General features: G+C 50.6%; 14 protein-coding genes. 11 read left to right on the top strand and 3 right to left on the bottom strand.

The genetic code is table 11. The features are described 5' to 3' along the window. Nucleotides 1–270 precede the first annotated feature (270 nt). From psbP to H6F88_RS09415, 3 genes are all read left to right on the top strand, one after another. Nucleotides 271–813, top strand: coding sequence for a photosystem II reaction center PsbP (gene psbP / locus H6F88_RS09405; RefSeq protein WP_190642495.1), 543 nt, complete (start codon nucleotides 271–273; stop codon nucleotides 811–813). 78 nt (nucleotides 814–891) lie between these two features. Further along, nucleotides 892–1,488, top strand: coding sequence for a nucleoside triphosphate pyrophosphatase (locus H6F88_RS09410; protein ID WP_190642496.1), 597 nt, complete (start codon nucleotides 892–894; stop codon nucleotides 1,486–1,488). 437 nt (nucleotides 1,489–1,925) lie between these two features. Continuing rightward, on the top strand, nucleotides 1,926–3,026 hold the full coding sequence (locus H6F88_RS09415; protein WP_190642497.1) for a serine/threonine-protein kinase: 1,101 nt from the start codon (nucleotides 1,926–1,928) through the stop codon (nucleotides 3,024–3,026). A 13-nt stretch (nucleotides 3,027–3,039) separates the two neighbouring features. On the opposite strand, the gene H6F88_RS09420 is transcribed toward H6F88_RS09415, so the two are convergent. Next, a complete protein-coding gene (locus H6F88_RS09420) occupies nucleotides 3,040–3,963 on the bottom strand; it encodes an alpha/beta fold hydrolase (RefSeq protein WP_190642498.1) in 924 nt (307 codons plus the stop codon). A 344-nt stretch (nucleotides 3,964–4,307) separates the two neighbouring features. Between H6F88_RS09420 and H6F88_RS09425 the strand changes: the two genes are divergently transcribed. From H6F88_RS09425 to yidD, 8 genes are read left to right on the top strand one after another with little or no spacing between them, the layout of a single operon-like run. Further along, the gene (locus H6F88_RS09425; protein WP_190642499.1) at nucleotides 4,308–5,636 is read left to right on the top strand and encodes a hydroxymethylglutaryl-CoA reductase; all 1,329 of its coding nucleotides are present in this window, start codon (nucleotides 4,308–4,310) and stop codon (nucleotides 5,634–5,636) included. Between the two features lie 14 nt (nucleotides 5,637–5,650). Then, the gene (locus tag H6F88_RS09430; protein WP_199333529.1) at nucleotides 5,651–6,598 is read left to right on the top strand and encodes a UbiA family prenyltransferase; all 948 of its coding nucleotides are present in this window, start codon (nucleotides 5,651–5,653) and stop codon (nucleotides 6,596–6,598) included. Between the two features lie 30 nt (nucleotides 6,599–6,628). Continuing rightward, nucleotides 6,629–9,403: a PEP/pyruvate-binding domain-containing protein gene (locus H6F88_RS09435; protein WP_190642500.1), complete on the top strand. Its 2,775-nt coding sequence runs from the start codon at nucleotides 6,629–6,631 to the stop codon at nucleotides 9,401–9,403. Then, nucleotides 9,393–10,490, top strand: a complete 1,098-nt coding sequence (locus tag H6F88_RS09440) for a DUF3419 family protein (protein ID WP_190642501.1) — start codon at nucleotides 9,393–9,395, stop codon at nucleotides 10,488–10,490. Before H6F88_RS09435 ends, H6F88_RS09440 begins: the two co-directional genes overlap by 11 nt. After that, the gene (locus H6F88_RS09445; RefSeq protein WP_190642502.1) at nucleotides 10,487–11,944 is read left to right on the top strand and encodes a hypothetical protein; all 1,458 of its coding nucleotides are present in this window, start codon (nucleotides 10,487–10,489) and stop codon (nucleotides 11,942–11,944) included. Before H6F88_RS09440 ends, H6F88_RS09445 begins: the two co-directional genes overlap by 4 nt. Nucleotides 11,945–11,956: 12 nt before the next feature. Next, nucleotides 11,957–12,952 carry a GNAT family N-acetyltransferase gene (locus tag H6F88_RS09450; protein ID WP_190642503.1) on the top strand — a complete coding sequence of 332 codons (996 nt, stop codon included), beginning with the start codon at nucleotides 11,957–11,959 and terminating at the stop codon, nucleotides 12,950–12,952. A gap of 9 nt (nucleotides 12,953–12,961) precedes the next feature. Beyond that, nucleotides 12,962–14,563 (top strand): AMP-binding protein, encoded by a 1,602-nt coding sequence (locus H6F88_RS09455; RefSeq protein ID WP_190642504.1) that lies wholly within the window; start codon nucleotides 12,962–12,964, stop codon nucleotides 14,561–14,563. A 24-nt stretch (nucleotides 14,564–14,587) separates the two neighbouring features. Continuing rightward, the gene (gene yidD / locus H6F88_RS09460) at nucleotides 14,588–14,854 is read left to right on the top strand and encodes a membrane protein insertion efficiency factor YidD (protein WP_190642505.1); all 267 of its coding nucleotides are present in this window, start codon (nucleotides 14,588–14,590) and stop codon (nucleotides 14,852–14,854) included. Between the two features lie 7 nt (nucleotides 14,855–14,861). Here yidD and H6F88_RS09465 read toward each other — a convergent pair whose 3' ends face one another. Beyond that, the gene (locus H6F88_RS09465; protein WP_190642554.1) at nucleotides 14,862–15,812 is read right to left on the bottom strand and encodes a glycosyltransferase family 2 protein; all 951 of its coding nucleotides are present in this window, start codon (nucleotides 15,810–15,812) and stop codon (nucleotides 14,862–14,864) included. 498 nt (nucleotides 15,813–16,310) lie between these two features. Continuing rightward, nucleotides 16,311–17,843 (bottom strand): carotenoid oxygenase family protein, encoded by a 1,533-nt coding sequence (locus tag H6F88_RS09470; protein ID WP_190642506.1) that lies wholly within the window; start codon nucleotides 17,841–17,843, stop codon nucleotides 16,311–16,313. Nucleotide 17,844: the final 1 nt, after the last annotated feature.

Below are 17,844 nucleotides of genomic sequence, written 5' to 3' on the forward strand. Positions count from 1 at the left end.
ATGGAAGTAATGCACGAGCGCAATGCTCACAACTTCCCGCTCGACCTCGCTTCTGTGAAGGCTCCTAGCATTGTTGGCTAGACTCTAGTCACAGCTCAAGCAAAAGCGCTCCCAAAAGGGGGCGCTTTTTGCTTGAAGCAATGAAGCTTTGATTGAGGTACAACGGATGCATCGGTTGATGAGACAATAAAGTTACATATATAAAAGTGGGAAAAGCCCCAAAAGTTTTTTTGGTGGTGTTACCCCAAAGTTTTGAGGAAACTTAGAAAAATGCTGAAGCGAATTGCAGTCGTCCTGCTAGTTGTATTAAGCCTGAGCTTGCAGAGCTGCGTTTCGGCGGCGGCTGGTTTGAAGGGATATGTCGATAGCTCTGATGGTTACGAGTTCTTATATCCCAATGGTTGGGTCCCGGTTCGCGTTGAAGACGGTCCTGATGTTGTATTTCATGACTTAATTCAAGAAACTGAGAATGTCAGTGTTGTGATTAGCCCGGTGCCCGCTGGCAAGACGTTACAGGAATTAGGGACTCCCAGTGAGGTGGGTTACAAGCTTTCTAAAAATGCGATCGCCCCTCCTGATTCAGGTCGAGAAGCAGAGCTGGTCAATGCTGAGTCAAAGCAGATTGGTGACACAATTTACTATTGGCTGGAGTATGCGGTGAAGCTGCCCAACCAGCAAGAGCGCCACAATTTAGCTAGTGTTGCTGTTCGACGAGGACAGCTATTTACGTTGAACCTCTCTACTACAGAAGGGCGTTGGCCCAAGATGAAAGCCCTGTTTCAGGATGTAGTGAGTTCTTTTTCAGTCTATTAACCTGAGTCGGGTTGTATGGAGGGTGCAGGACGTGAAACATCGCCTAGTCTCTCCACAAAAAATATTATTTTTAGTCCAATGAGAAGTGTCCCCACTTTTGTGCTGGCTTCTGCATCCCCAGCACGACGGCAGTTGCTCCAAGATGCTGGAATTGAGCCCATTGTCCAGGCCAGTGATTTTGACGAATCGCAGGTTCAGGCAACGAACCCAGCAGAATTTGTGCAGCTTCTAGCTCAACGTAAAGCAGAGGTCGTTGCTCCAAAGTTTAACAATGCTTTGGTGATGGGTTGCGATTCGGTGCTGGCGCTAAATTGTGAGATCCATGGAAAGCCTGCAAATCCAGCAGAGGCGATCACCCGCTGGCAGCAAATGCGAGGAAAAGTCGGCGAACTCTACACCGGACACGCCCTGATTGATCAAACTCAGCAGAAGACGTTGGTGCGCTGTCAGGTAACGCGAGTTTTCTTTGCTCAGGTAAGCAATCGCCAAATCGAGGCATACGTCTCTACTGGAGAACCATTAAATTGTGCAGGTTGCTTCGCAATTGATGGACGAGGGGGATTATTTGTTGAAAAACTGGAAGGCTGTCACACTAACGTGATTGGACTGAGCTTACCGCTGCTACGACAGATGTTAGGAGACCTTGGTTACGACGTTGTTGACTTTTGGCAGTAACTTTAGACTACAAGAACCCACAACTCTGCCAATTTAGGATTTGTCCCTTCAATGTTGTCTTTGCTAATTCTTCACTAATCCTCAAAAATACTGATGCATAAACCTTCTTGAGGACCGACAATTGCATCAAATTGGGCAATGCATTACCAGACGTTCAAATTTGAAGTACTCTAGTTCAAACACTTCTGAGAAAAACTGACTCCAAGAAAACTTGCTCCGAGAGAACAGTTATGGCTTACCACAAGTTTGACAAGAGTCTACAAAAGCAACTTTCGAGATCTGCAAGTTCTGAATCTGCAAATTCTGATCCTAATTTCAGGATTAGGGCTTTACAATAGCATCACACTAAGTCGTACTTGGCGCTAATATTGAAGCTATCTGTCTCCCTAGATCCACTTAGCAGATCCCATTAGATCCACCCAACTTGCTTCAACCGAATGGATTGTTCTATTGCAACGCTGTCTAATCTGCGCTCTTCTGCTCAGCATCAGACTCATTTGGGTCAACTGTGCGGTTCTAGAAAGCTGTTTCGCGATCGCTACAGGATCGTTCGTGCGTTAGGACGAGGCGGCTTTGGAGTGACCTTCCTTGCAAGAGACATGACTCTGCCAGGTACACCCCTGTGTGTAATTAAGCAGCTTTGCCCCAAGGTTAGCAATCCAGCCATCCTTGAGCGAGCTAAAGAGCGGTTTGAGCGTGAAGCCAAGACCCTAAGCCAGTTGGGTAGCCATGCTCAGGTGCCACAGCTTTTGGACTATTTTGAGCTAGACGGCGAGTTTTACCTGATTCAGGAATACATCAAGGGTTGTACGTTAGCCAAAGAGGTAAAAAATGGCGGCGTTCAGTCTGAGGCAGCAGTCAAGCAGTTTTTGCGGGAAATTTTGCCCGTCCTGGACTATATTCATCGCCACAAAGTAATCCACCGCGATATTAAACCCCCCAACATCATTCGCTGTCAGGATGATGGTCGTCTGGTGCTGATTGACTTTGGCGCGGTCAAGGAACAGATCGCTCAGGCTAGCGAGGTGACTCAGAAAGCAACTACTACCAATTTTGTCGGTACCGTTGGCTTTGCCCCTCCAGAGCAGCTTTCTTTGCGACCGCTGTATGCCAGTGACATTTATGCGATTGGGGTGACGTGTCTGTATCTGTTAACAGGCAAGCCACCGCTAGAGTTTGACTACGATCCGGCAACGGCTGAGATTTGCTGGCAGGAGTTTGTGCAGGTGAGCGACCACTTTGCTGTCATCCTAGGCAAGATGCTGAAAATTTCTCCTCGCGATCGCTATCGTTCTGCTAAGCAAATCCTCCGGGCTCTCGACTTAGAACCCCATCTCGATCAGCTAGCCGACTGCATGAACACCCAGCGGCGTTTGGCTAATCCAGAGCAGGAGGAAGCTACTAGCTCAGATGGCTATGTTTCTCCGATTTCTCGCACCGCCGCAGCCATCCGAGATTGGCGGACGCGGTTGCAGGACAAGGAGCATAAGCAAAACCTTGACCTAGGAAACTGTTTGGCTAACGGTTATCGCAGCTAAGTCTTCAGGAAATTCAGGGAACAGTTTTAGAAAATTGTCGGCTCCAGGTAAGAATTTCCTCGTTGACTTGCTGCGATCGCTCCTCATAAAGAAAATGTCCCGTCTCCGGGATTTCCACCATTTGCAGTAGCGGATTAAGCGCTGGAAGTTGCCTTCCCCAAGCCAGGGGAATAATTTTATCTTGCTCTCCCCACAGCATTAGAGTAGGAGCTTGAAGCTGTGGCAACAACAGCTTTGTTTGAGGGCTAAAGTTCGTCTTAGTTCTGGCTTGAGAGAGCCGACAAAATGCCTGAGCCGCACCCCTATCTAAGGCTGGTGCAACAAAACTGGCAACCGCATCTTCCGTTACATTCTCGGGATTGATATAGGCTAATCGCAAAATTGACCTTAAAACATTAGGGCGACGAATCAGGTTAAATAGCGGTCGAATCAGCAAAGGCGAGGAAAAAGCTCCTTCTAGCGTATTTACAATCGGCTGAAGCCACTCAGGGAGCGTTTCCTGACGAGCGGCGGGCAGCGTAATCAGCACTAATCCCCGAATCATCTCTGGGTGCGCGACGGCTGCGGTCAAGGACACTAATGCTCCTAAAGAGTGACCAACCAGTATCACTGGCTGTCCGATTAAGGTGCGCCAGAAATCGTAAACCTGATCGACCCACAAATCGACTCGATAGGGCGCTGCTGCTTTTTCAGAAGCCCCAAAGCCTAACATATCGAGGGCGTAAATGGTGTGGGACTGGCTCAGAGGAACAAGGTTGGAATGCCACTGGGCGATCGCCGAACCAAAACCGTGTAAAAACAGTAGCGGTGGCGCAGTTGGGTTAGCCGTTTTAGCAGCCCGAATGTAGGTATAGCGAGTTTGCCAGCCTCGCCAAACCCAATCTCGCTGAAAGCCCATCTGAGCCTGCCAAGGTTGGACTAATGGTTTGATCGGCATATTAAGTAGGTTTTTGCACGTGCCATCTCTATTCCATCTCTATTGTAGGTTGGTGAAGCAAAGCGAAACCTAAGGCTTACAAGGGTTTTGCTGCATCAAACCAAACTCCCTACTTCCGTTACAGATCAGCAAAAGTGAATTTCTACAGGTTTCATCCCGGTTACTGTGAAAGGACTTTAAACTTTAGATAGATGTAGAGGAATGTCTAAAATTCTTTCGTCAACTGTTCCAGCCAGCCAGACTGGTACAGATTGCAAGCTAGTTTCAGGAAAAACAGCATAAATTGTGCATATCATCCCAATCAGAAAGCCATCAGCGCGGTTGGGCAAAAAGGCGCTTGATCAATGTCAACTCATTATCGCCACGCTAGTGAATATCTGGAATGCTTGCTGCAACCTCAGCTAGATGGGTTGCCGCCCTCGCAGACCAATCTTGAACAGCTGAAGCAACAGCTTGCAGCTAAGCAAACCCATCCATCGCCCAAGATACCCGGTGGGTCACGCTTAACTCCCGAAACCATTGCGCGGCGTTGGCAAATTCTTCAGGCAAAGCCTATGACTCAGGCAGCTTTAGCCGATGCTCAGACGCTACAGCAAATGGAGTGCTATCGCCGCAATATCGAAAACTTCATCGGTACAGTCAAGGTTCCAGTAGGGGTGGCTGGACCACTGCGGGTTAATGGGCTGTTTGCTCAGGGTGACTACTACATTCCCCTGGCGACGACTGAGGCGGCGCTGGTTGCCTCCTACCATCGCGGCAGTCAACTGATTAGCGAAGCAGGAGGCTGTACCGCAGTCTTGCTGAATGAAGGGGTTAGCCGTGCGCCTGGATTTGCTTTTTGCAATTTGGCAGAAGTGGGGCAGTTTATGGTGTGGGCGATTGCCCATCAGCCTCAATTCAAACAATGCGCTGAATCCACAACCCGCTACGGCAAACTCACTGACTTGCGAATCACCGTCGAAGGCAATCACGTCTATCTCGACTTCCAGTTCACTACGGGTGATGCAGCCGGACAAAACATGGCGACGATCGCGACTCAGGCAATTTTGGACTACATTCAAGCCCACTCTCCGATTCAGCCTCAGTATTCGTTTGTTGAAGCGAATTTATCTGGAGACAAAAAAGCCAGCGCCCAATCCTTTCTCTCAGTACGTGGCAAAAAAGTCACCGCTGAAGTGACCCTCCCCGCAGACTTGGTGCAAAAGCGGCTGCACACGACCCCAAAGCAGATGGTCAACTACTGGCAGATGTCGGCGATCGGCGGCACTTTAACGGGCACAATTGGCATTCAGGGGCACTACGCGAATGGGTTAGCTGCACTGTATATTGCTTGTGGGCAAGATGCTGCCTGCGTTGCTGAATCTGCCGTTGGAGTCACCCGCTTTGAAGTTACCGAAACTGGGGCACTCTATGCTGCGGTGACACTACCAAATCTGATTGTAGGCACGGTGGGAGGAGGCACAAGCTTACCTAGCCAGCAGGCATGTCTAGAAATTTTGGGGCTAGCTGGAGCTGGTAACGCCAAGGCTTTTGCTGAAGTCGGTGCAGGGCTGCTATTAGCAGGAGAGTTGTCTATCATTGGAGCGCTTTGCTCTGGTGAGTTTACCCGTGCCCATCAACGGCTTGCCCGTGGCAAAGCAGCTCAATCTGTGGCTCAACCTAAAGAAACCTGATCAAATCCGTAAACATGTTCGAACGATTGCAAAACATTCTGGGACGCTGGTGGACGTATTTACAAGAACGGTTCCCCTTAGTAAAAAACGGACTGCTGATTGCTTGTTTTAGCTTTTCTGCAGTCAGCTATTCAGCCTTGCTGCGCGGGCCAATTGAAGGTAGAACTTCTCTACAAACTTTTGGAGCAGCTTGCATTGCTTTCCTAATTACCTTCTTATTTTTTCTCCAACTACGCATTGCCGACGAATTTAAAGATTATGCCGATGATTTCCGCTATCGCCCTTACCGTGCCGTACCGCGAGGTCTAGTCTCGCTCAAGGAACTGGGCATTGTTGGCATTAGCAGCGCCTTTATTCAGCTAGGGTTAATACTGGCGCTGTCTCCCTTTTTGGCACCACTTTTGCTGCTGGTGTGGGGCTATCTCGGTCTGATGACCAAAGAGTTTTTTGTACCCGCATGGCTCAAGGGTCATCCCGTTGTGTATATGCTGAGCCACATGGTGATTATGCCACTGATTGCGCTGTCTGCGACCGCTTGTGATTGGCTGTCAGCAGGCGTTGCACCATCGCAAGGGGTAGTATGGTTTTCCGTCGTCAGCTATTTAATTGGGTTGGTACTTGAGATCGGGCGCAAAATTCGTGCTCCTAAAGATGAGGAACGAGGTGTAGAGACCTATTCTGCCTTGTGGGGGCGACAGAATGCAGTTAGAGCCTGGTTGGGTGCGATTTGGCTGACCACACTTGCTTCTCTTTTGGCAGCGCTGTATATCCGTTTTGCCCCACTGTTCACCATTGTGTTGCTGTTGTTGTTGACAGCGGCAGTGTTTGTGGCGTGGCGGTTTTGGTATCACCCCGTGCGGCAGTGGGCAACGAGAATTGATCTGGTATCTGGGGTTTGGGCATTAACCATTTATCTATGTTTGGGAATTGTTCCAGTACTGCTGCGGGAATTTGCCAGTTAAGGCTGGTCTAAGTCGATCCAGGAGGGTTCGATGAGCTTTATTCTTCAAGCCAGTGATGCAAACGCGGCTAATCAGCTGGGGGGCAAGGCTGGTGCACTGGCAGCATTAGCCCAAAAAAAATTACCAATTCCTGGCTGGTTTGTCGTAACTCCAACTGCGTTTGACCGGAGTTTGGCTGATCGCGGTTTAGCTGATCACAGTTTGATTGAGGCTGAGCGATCGCCCCTTACCCCAACAGAGGTCCGCACAGCCCTTGACAACCTTCACCTTAGTGAATCTGTTCAAGCAGAATTGAGAACTGCTCTAGCTGCACTTTGTCCTAAAGGCGAACGAGTTGCTGTGCGATCTTCAGCCATTGACGAAGATGGAGCGCAGCACTCCTTTGCAGGACAACTGGATAGTTTCTTGTTTGTCGAACCGCAAGATGTAGCAAAACGGATTGTGGACGTGTGGCGCTCGGGGTTTAGCGATCGCCTGCTCGCCTACCGTCAGGAAAACCAGCTTGATCTCCCTACCGCTCCAGCGGTGCTGGTTCAGGTAATGGTAGATGCCCAAGTTTCGGGGGTTGCCTTTAGCGCCAATCCCGTGACTGGGCAAAGAGCGATCGCCCTAGTTTCAGCCGTTTATGGACTGGGAACAGCCCTGGTATCGGGAGAAGTGGATGCAGATAGCTATCAGGTGAATCGGGCGGGTGAAATCGTGAGTCAGCAGCTCGTAGAAAAGCGATCGGCGCACCGCTATGTTCCCGACCGTCAAGAAATTGCGTCAGTTGAAGTGGATTCAGTGCTGGTTCAGCAGCCCGTTCTCACCGATGAGCAAGTTCGGGCGATCGCCAACCTTGCCCGTCAAGTTGAAGCGCACTTTGGTCGTCCCCAGGATATCGAATGGGCGATCGACCCATTTGGCAAGCTGTATTTGCTGCAAGCTCGACCGATTACCGCTCTGGCGCAGATGCCTAACCCTGACGGAGTGCTAAATATCTGGGACAACAGCAACATTGCTGAAAGCTATGGCGGAGTGACTACACCGCTGACGTTTTCCTTTGCCCGTCGCGCCTATGAGGAAGTTTATCGGCAGTTTTGCCAAATCATGGGCGTACCAAAAGGGGCGATCGCCCAGCACGATAGCACCTTCCACCGCATGTTGGGCTTAGTGCAGGGGCGTATCTACTACAACCTACTGAGCTGGTATCGGGTGCTGTCCCTGCTGCCCGGATTCACCGTCAACCGCCGCTTTATGGAGCAAATGATGGGCGTTCGGGAAGAACTGCCTGCTGAGATTCTGACCGAGCTAATTGGAGCTAACTGGAAAGCTCGATTGCAAGACGGTTTCCGCTTAATGAGCAGCATCGCAGGGTTACTCAGAAACTATTTCACCCTGCCTCAGCAAATTCGACGATTTTATCAACGGCTAGAACGGGCTTTAGATCTATCTCATCTTCCAACTAGTTTGGCGGAAATGCGACCAGATGAACTGGCAGCCTATTACCGCAGCCTGGAAGGACAATTGCTCACCCGCTGGGATGCACCGCTAGTCAACGATTTCTTCGCGATGATCTTTTACGGCGTGTTGCGAAAACTGACGACTCAGTGGTGCGGGGACACGGAGGGAACGCTGCAAAACGATCTGGTTAGCGGTGAGGGGGGCATGATCAGCGCAGAACCCGCTCGTAGAGTGCGGCAGCTTGCGGCGATCGCCACTCAAGATCAAACGTTTGTACAACTGCTGTGCAGGGGATCACTCGATCAGATTCTCCCCAAAATTGAGCTGATCCCAGTCTTTCAGCAGCAGTATCAGGAATATTTGCAGAAATTTGGCGATCGCTGTCTAGAAGAACTCAAGCTCGAAAGCCCCACTCTATATGACGATCCCCTGGTGCTGTTGCGATCGGTGGGACAACTGGCGCAGTCTCAAACTCAAAGTTTCCCTTTTCAACGGGAATTTAAGGAGCTCAACGCAACCACTTCCCTAAGACAACAGGCCGAAGCAACGGTAAAACAATCCCTCCAAGGACATCCTTTACGCCGTCTGATTTTCTCTTGGGTGTTGAAAAATGCTAGGGAACGAGTGCGTGATCGCGAAAACCTGCGATTTGAACGCACCCGCCTGTTTGGTCGTACCCGCCAAGTATTTGTAGAACTAGGCAAACGCTTCTACGGGCAGGACGTACTGAACTCACCCAGAGATATTTTTTACCTGGAATTGGACGAAATCCTCAGTTTCATTGACGGTACTGCGACCTGCACTGATTTGAAAGGGTTAGTTGCTCTACGACAGGCAGAGTTTGAGCGCTATCGGCAGTTGCCTGCTCCGGGCGATCGCTTTGAAACTCACGGCATCGTCTACCAAAACTCATTCCAGCCTAAAGCTAGAGTAAAACTTGCCGACGGAGACTCTTTAAAGGGCACAGGCTGCTGTCCTGGAATCGTTCGTGCGCCCGTGCAGGTGATCACTAATCCCAGGCAGGCAACTCTGCGCCAGGGCAGCATTTTAGTTGCAGAGCGCACTGATCCCGGTTGGATTATGCTGTTTCCAGCGGCAGCAGGGTTGTTGGTCGAGCGGGGTAGTTTGCTGTCTCATTCCGCAATCGTGGCGCGGGAGATGGGCATTCCGGCGATCGTCTCGATTCCCCAGGTGACTCAGTGGCTCAAGGATGGCGACTGGGTAGAGATGGACGGCAGCACGGGGATTGTGCGACGGATTGCGGTGGAGGCGATCGCCCAGGACTATTCCCAAGAAATTACCCCTTCCCCCAATTCGTCTGATTCTGCCTCACCTCTGGTGGAGGTCGGCAATGGACAGTGAAATTGCAGCCCGCGCTGACTTTTCTCAAATTCGCTACGCTCAGGTTTGGGAAGATGCCGATATCTTGCTGCAAGCGTTAGACATTCAGCCAGGACAGGTGTGTCTATCCATTGCCTCAGCCGGGGATAACGCTCTGGCAATGCTGAGCCGCAGTCCAGAGCGGGTGATAGCTCTGGATCTGAGTTCCGCTCAGCTTGCCTGCCTGGAACTGCGAGTCGCTGCCTACCGAGAACTGAGTCATGATGAACTGCTGATTCTGATTGGGTCTCAATCGGGTAAAGACCGAGAAGCCCTATATCAACGCTGTCGTAAGCAGCTTTCGGGCGATGTGCAGCAGTTTTGGGATCGTAGGAGTGCCGCAATTCGCAAGGGCATCGGTGAGGCTGGACGATTTGAACGTTACTTCGCTATCTTTCGCCGCTACATTTTGCCTCTGATCCATCACCGAGAACAAGTGAATCGCTTGCTCAAAGGCGGCACTCTCGAACAACGCCAAACTTTCTATCAGCAAGACTGGGACACCTGGCGCTGGCGAGCGCTGTTTCGCCTGTTCTTCTCGCGCTTTGTGATGGGACTGGGACGCGATCCCAGCTTTTTCAAATATGTGGAAGGTCGTGTGGGCGATCGCATTCTAGAAAGAACCCGTTATGCCCTCACTGCCTTAGATCCAGCCGAGAACCCTTACCTTCAGTGGATTCTCACCGGACAGCACCTCACCGCCTTACCCTACACCCTGCGTCCAGAAAACTTTGACGCAATTCGCAACAACCTCGATCGCCTGGAATGGCAATGCATTTCCCTAGAGAATTTCTTGGACACCGTTGGCGAGAATGCCATCAACCACTACAACCTCAGCGACATTTTTGAATATCTCTCGCCTGACCACTATCACCAACTGCTGCAACGCCTGGTTAAAGCAGGTCGCCCAGGCGGACGGCTAGCCTATTGGAATATGCTTGTGCCTCGCAGCAGACCTGCAGCAATGGCAGACCAACTCCAACCGCTGACCGAACTAGCACAATCCCTCCACGCTCAGGATAAAGCCTTCTTCTACAGCGCCTTCATCGTAGAGGAAATCATCAAATGACCCCTTCCTCTCTGTCCCTCTTCCCTCTCTCCGCCTCACTGAACCCCTGGCTTGCAATGGGCTTAGTTCTATCTACGCTGGTCGGGCTAATGGTTGGACTGCGAGTTTATCAGTACCACTTCTCCCCTCATCCAGAACTGGTGCGGAAATTGCTGCACATTCCAATGGGGCTGATCACGCTCAGCTTTCCCTGGCTATTTAGCGAAACGCTGCCCGTGCTGGTGCTAGCCGGGATCGCTATTGTTTGGTTGCTGGCACTGCGACTCTACAAACCACTAACAACCCGACTGGGCAGCGTCTTGGGTGGCGTGGGCAGGCGATCGCTCGGTGAAATTTACTTTCCCATTTCCGTAGGCGTATTGTTTTTGCTGTCGCAGGGCGACCCGCTGCTATTTTGCATTCCCATGCTGATTCTGACCCTGGCAGATGCCGTTGCGGCAGTAATTGGCGTGCGTTATGGGCAGTTTCACTACACCACTACGGATGGATACAAGAGCGCAGAAGGTTCTATCACCTTTTTCACAATTGCCTTTCTTAGTGTTCACATTCCGCTGTTGCTGTTGACTGATATTGGACGGGCAGAAACCCTGCTGATTGCGCTAATTCTGGGACTGTTGGTCATGTTGATAGAGGCGATCGCCTGGCAGGGATTAGACAACCTGTTCATTCCTCTGGGCGGCTTCATTTTGCTCAAGCTTTACCTGGAAATGGATGCACTGACGCTACTCGTGCGGCTCATCGTCACCCTGATTTTGGTTACGTTTGTGCTGTGCTGGCGACAGCGCACTACGCTCAACGACAGTGCGCTGCTGGGAACTGCTTTCATCGGCTATCTCAGTTGGACCTTGGGCGGTTGGCAATGGCTGCTGGCGCCGGCCATTTTGTTTCTCACCTATCCACTGCTCATTTCCTGGATTAAGCAGCGAGAAATCCCACTTACGCTAGAAGAGCGGCAGGCAATGCCCTGGCTACCGTCAGAAAGTGATTCCAAAAGTCCGAATGCCCATTGGGAGAGAATTCATAACATCTATGCGGTGTTGAGCGTTGCGGCTGCGGGGCTGCTCTGGTTATTTCTGTTTGGCACATTCAATCGCCCCGAATTTCTCTACCCTTACACCCTGTCCTTTGCTGCAAACCTTGCCATCATCGGCATCGCTGGCATGTCACCTTTGAACTACTGGAAACCCACTAACCTGACACTGCTAACCACCTATGTGGTTAAAGGGTGGCTACTCATGTTTGCTCCGTTGCTGTTGTTAGAAGGACTATCCCTTACGTCTGTCTTCTGCGTACTGGTGTCGCTGGTGGGCATTGCTTTACCTGCGATCGCCTACTATTTCACCCAACCTTTTCTGCGAAAACGCCCTACCGATACGCTCAACTGGCTCTGTCGTGCTGGATATACAGCGATCGGGTCGCTTCTAGGGTTAGCTCCATATCTGTTGCGGTTTTAGAGCTTGGCTCCGATGTACCAATTTCTTCAGATTGAGAACTCAAATCAGCTTGCAGAGTTATCCAGATTGAGCGGGCTGTCTGTTTTGGATGCTCAAAGTTTTGTGAGCCATTCGCCGGATGCTCATCGGGTGTTAGTCGAGGAGGGCGCGATTACCGGGCGCTGCTCTCTTTGGTGGAGAAGTGTTCCCCCTTATTCCGAGCAGAAACTAGGATTAATCGGGCATTACGCAGTTCAGAATGCGGACGCTGCTCATCGATTGCTCGACCATGCCTGCCAGCAGTTGTCGGAACAGGGCTGCACAATGGCAGTCGCCCCGATAGATGGCAATACCTGGCGACGCTATCGGTTGCTGAGCGAGCGGGGCAGTGAGCCAATTTTCTTTTTGGAGCCGGATAATCCAGATGAATGGTGCGATCAGTTTCGGGCACAGGAGTTTACAACGTTGGCTCACTATAGCTCTGCGATAAATTCTGATTTGACTCAGCAAGATCTTCGATTGGAACGGGTTGCAGGGCGGCTAGAAGAATTGGAGGTAAGGGTGCGATCGCTCAACCTCCAGCAGTTTGGCTCAGAGCTAGAAAAAATTTATCGCCTCTGTCTCACCAGCTTTCGCCAAAATTTTCTTTACACGCCGATTGCTTTCCCTGAGTTCGCTGCTCAGTACAGTCAGATACTTCCCCACCTTCAGCCTGAGTTGGTGCTGATGGCAGAGCATGAGGGGCGATTGGTTGGCTTTTTGTTTGCGATCCCCGATCTATTCCAGGCAAAGCGGGGCGAGAAAATTAGTACCGTCATCATCAAAACAGTAGCGGTGTTGCCCGATCGCCAATATGCCGGACTGGGAAATTTTTTGGTTGCTGAATGTCAGGCGATCGCCCACCAACGAGGCTACAGCCGCGCCATTCATGCCCTGATGCACGATGAAAACAATTCCCGCAGCCTGAGCCGCCACTATGCTCAGACGATTCGTGGCTACGCCCTATTTGCCAAATCGCTCACTCCATAAAATGGCTCAATGAATATTGCTGAAATCCTTCAGAGTCAGGCAAAAACTCAACCTGATACAGTAGCCATCATCGATCCTCGATTTGGCTCTCTAACATTTGCAGAGTTGCTACAGTTCGCAAATCAGGCTGCCGCGCTGTTGCAGCAGTCAGGACTGAGGGCAGGTGATGCAGCATTGATTTTCCAGCCCATGTCAGCACAGCTTTATGTGGCGCTGATGGCAGTCTTCCAACTGGGAATGGTAGCTATGTTCCTCGATCCATCTGCCGGACAGGAACATCTGGAACGGTGCTGCGCCCTCTATCCGCCTCAGGCACTCATTGCCAGTTCTAAAGCGCATTTGCTGAGGGTGCGATCGCCTGCTCTCCAGCAAATTTCAGTTAAATACTCAATCGGTTTCCCCGTTCCCGGTGCGAAACGCTGGGAATCGGCTCAGAGGTTACAACCGCTGACCCAAATTGCTTCTATTACGGCAGACACGCCAGCCCTGTTGACCTTCACTAGTGGCAGCACCGGGCAACCCAAGGCAGTAGTGCGATCGCACGGATTCTTAATTGCTCAGCATCGAGTTCTCCAGAAAAATCTGGAACTAACCGCTGGAAAAATTGACCTAACTACCTTGCCCATCTTTGCTCTAGCGAATTTGGCATCTGGCGTAACCAGCTTGATCCCCAATGCAAACCTACGCTTTCCAGGCAAGGTGAATGCCAGTCATGTGATCCAGCAGATTCAAACTTACCAGCCTCACAGCACCGCTGCTTCTCCTGCATTTATGGCGCGTCTGGTAGAGCACTGCCAAACCCAAAAACTAACCCTGCCTAGCTTTGAAAACATCTTCAGTGGGGGTGCGCCTGTCTTTCCGCAACTGTTAGAACAATTGCAGCAAATCGCCCCTCAAGCTAAAGTTACCGCTGTCTACGGCTCCACTGAAGCCGAACCGATCGCCCACATTTCGCGGCAGCAAATCCAGCCTCATGACCTGGAGCAAATGGCTCAGGGACAGGGACTACTTGCAGGCTTGCCCGTACCCGAAATTCAACTGCGAATCTTGCCGCATCAGTGGGGAAATCCCATCGGTGCCTATTCTCAAACCGAATTTGATGCAGTCTGTCTACCCCCAAAGCAAGCAGGGGAAATCGTCGTTAGGGGCGCGCACGTTCTGTCTAGCTACCTGCACGAACGAGGCAATGAAGAAACCAAATTCCAGGTGAATGGAGTCATCTGGCACCGCACCGGCGACGAAGGCTACCTGGATACTCAAGGACGGGTGTGGCTGCTAGGGCGCTGTAGTGCCCGAATTCAGGACAAGTTGGGTATTCTTTATCCTTTCGCTGTTGAGACAGCCGCCTCTTTGCATCCAGCCATTCGCCGAACGGCAGTGGTGCAGCAGAATGAGCAGAGAGTGTTAGTGATTGAGCCCAAGTCGGGCGTTACGAGTAAAGGCTGGACGAATGTAGACGATCAGCGATCGCCCCTCCATGCACTCCACAAAACTCTTGTCTGGGCACAAATCCAAAACTACAAAATCGTCAAAAAAATCCCAGTAGACAAACGCCACAATGCTAAAGTCGATTACCCAAAGCTGCGGCAGCTTTTGGATAATAGGAATTAAGGCTTTCCCAAACCTCCATCCCCAATGAAAACCCTGCTAATTTTTCTCGTTCGCGGCTATCAGCTGCTGATCTCGCCGCTTTTTCCGCCGACCTGTCGGTTTCAGCCGACTTGTTCCCAATACGCGATTGAGGCGATCGCTCAACATGGCGCACTACGGGGAGGCTGGCTGGCAGCCCAACGCATTCTACGGTGCCATCCGTTTCACCCGGGTGGATATGATCCTGTTCCACTCAAAGTTCAACCTCAAACAGATGCAGAACCCCAAAAACATAGAGACGACGCAGTCTAGCTGCTGGTCAAACCTCAAGCTCAGTGAGCACTAGCTTTCGGACTTCTTTAGCTTTAGTGGGCTGTTTGCGGGCAGACATGGCTCGTGCCAAAATGCCCCAGGCTGACGGAGAAAGAAATGCGGGTGTAGCTAGCTTTAAGGCCACCAACAGTTTTCTCTGCTTTAGAGCAACAAGTCCCCAATGCAGCTTCAAATAATCTTGAATTGCGGACAGAGAAGGAATACTAGCCTGATGTTTTTCACTCACCAGTGAATAAATCTTGCGCTTCATCAAAATGTTAGTATCCAACCGCTTCTGCAAAGAAAACTTACGGTTTTGTGCCCCTTGCCAAATCGTGCGGTAGCTTAAGTAGCGGTTGATAAAAATTGCATCACCAAACTGAGCAATCTTGATCCAAGAGTCAATATCGTCACAGTTAGCATCTAGGCTCGAATCCCAACCGCCTGATTTAAGGAAAGCATCGCGTCGGAAAGCAACCTGAACGGGTGTTCCAAAGGGCACTTTCTCCAATAACATGCCGTAGTGGATGTCCTCTTGGGGAACGTAAAAGAATCTACCAGGTCCAGTCTGCCGAGTTCTACTCAGTTCGATCTCGTTTTCATCTACCTGAATCGCTTGACAAGAACAAATGACCGCTTGGGGACGCATGGCGATCGCTCGTTTCATCTCAGCAATGCACTGCAGGTCTAAATAGTCATCATCGTCAATCAGCTTGACCCAGTCTCCCTGAGCTACTTTGACTCCAATATTGATGGAAGCTGAGTGTCCTACGTTTTTAGTGTTGCGATGATAGATAACGCGATCGCCCAAACTGGTGACATATGCCTCAGTCTCATCGGTTGAACAGTCATCTACAACCACGACCTCAGAAGGTACAGTCTGAGCTAATGCTGATTCGACTGCTCGTTTGAGTAAAGAGACGCGATTATACGTGGTGATCACAATCGTGAACTTCAACACTAGATCTCACTCCTTGGCGAGGTATTGAGGATAGAATGCCCTACTGAAACAACGTAAGCTACTAGTCGACTAATCGAGCTTCTCCGTGAAAAACTCAACTAGATAAGTAGCCTGAGCCCTAAACTAGTGAGATTCAAGCAGTAAGGTCGTATAAGAACTTTCCATCAAGTTACCAAAATAGATGAACTGAAACAGTACCGCAGGTAAATTGGGGTGAGCTGCACTCAATTTGCAAAACCGAGGCGCTTACTGACGCTCAAAGCATAACCGGCACATTTGAGATGACATTGGAGAACCCGATCTGGCTACCCTGATTACCTTCAGCCTACTCAAGCTAGACTTCTATGACTCCCAAAATCAAGAAAGAGTTGCAGCCTTTCGCTTTAAAGTCTAGCTTTTAAGAATTGTTTCCTTTAGACGTTCCTTACTTGACGAATTCCACCAGTAGTATACGGGATTTTCCCTTTAGTCACCCCCGCCCGAAGGCTGAGGCTATCAGAGAAAACAAGTTGATGTAAAGCTACCATGAAGTCCGTAGGGAATATGATGCTTTAACTGCAGTCGAGCCACAGGTTCCTTTGTCAAATCTTTAGCATCCAAAATGACCAACTCAGAGCGCTCCATCTTCGCGTCGTAGACCAGTGTAAGCACCCATCCCCGATCTTCATCGTCTAATGCTTTACCATTTGCCTCAAATTGTTCGGTCGCAGACGTAGCGGGTGGGCGAGGCACAAAGATGGGTTCGCCGACATAGCCGTGCGGTGCAGCGCTCCATACTTGCCGCTTACCTGAAACCATATCTATTTTGAGAATTGCCTGAAGTGGCGCGTTGCCCTCAGCAGCATGGGCAGCGCCAAGATAAACATAGCGGTAGGGACGTCCAACCCGATTAGGATGCACAAAGGGAAATTCGCAGCAGCGGCTTTCGATTGACTGTCGCTCGACGGTATTAGCTTTGAGGTCGAGTCGAAAGCGCCAAAGCTGCCCCGGCTCTAGCTCCTCAAATTTGACCTGACGGTAATCTGCATTTGGCTCGACCGACGGAAGCGCGCCGTAGCAAACAGAATCGACGTACAGATAGCCATCCTGCTCAAAGGCATTGGCATGGTGAAACACAAAGCCTGACTGAGTAGACAAAGTCTGCACGGGGGCTGAGCCGTGACGCGGGATGACGATGATTTGAGTGGGGCGATCGCCCTGAAACTGAATGCATTCCCCCGGACCTCGTAATCCCACCACAAATGGTACTGGATTGAAGTGAACCGGGTTTTGGAAAAAGATGCAGTAGTTTGGCGTAATTGCAAAGTCGTGGATGAAAGCAAAACCCGGAACTGCGTGAGCGTGTTGACGGATTACTTTGCACTGCTCGTCCAGCTCAAAGATGGTAATTGTCGTAGAAAGCCCCGGCTTAATCGAGAAGTTGACTAGGCAGGGTGCACCCCCATCTTCAGCGCAGGATGGGTCAATGCAGGGATGAGCAGCAAAGGCTGAGCCTGGCTTCAACACTCCGTCTAGGTGATCAATTCCGATAGTTTCGAGCGTATGGGGATCAAGTCGGTGCGGTTCTGCGGCTTCCCACAGGGCTAGTAGTTTGCCGCCCCAGTAGATCACCTGAGTATTGGCGATATTTTTCAACCGAAAGTCAAAGGCGTTGGCTAGCCAGCCTCCTGGCTTTTGGGTGCCAAATACACCCCGATAAAGGATTTTTTGCGCCTTTTGTTCTGCTAAAAAGCCTTCGGTTCGAATGAAGCGGTTGCGGAAATGGGCTTTCCCCTGGGAGAAGGCGATCGCACTAATCATGCCATCGCCATCAAACGGGTGCTGCAAGGGTTGCCCACCGACATCCAGCAAGCCCGGACCATTACGAAATAGGGTTCCTTCTAAATCAGGCGGAATTTCTCCTTCAACCTGATCGATCCAGTAGTCAAATTCCTCCCGAAGAGACTCATACCCCTTCTGCCACTCTTCAAGCTGATATGAATTAACTGGAACAGAAGTCGCGTGTTCGTGAAGCTGAAAGCTTTGCATA

Source organism: Oculatella sp. FACHB-28 (assembly GCF_014696015.1).
GTDB lineage: Bacteria > Cyanobacteriota > Cyanobacteriia > Elainellales > Elainellaceae > JAAUTN01.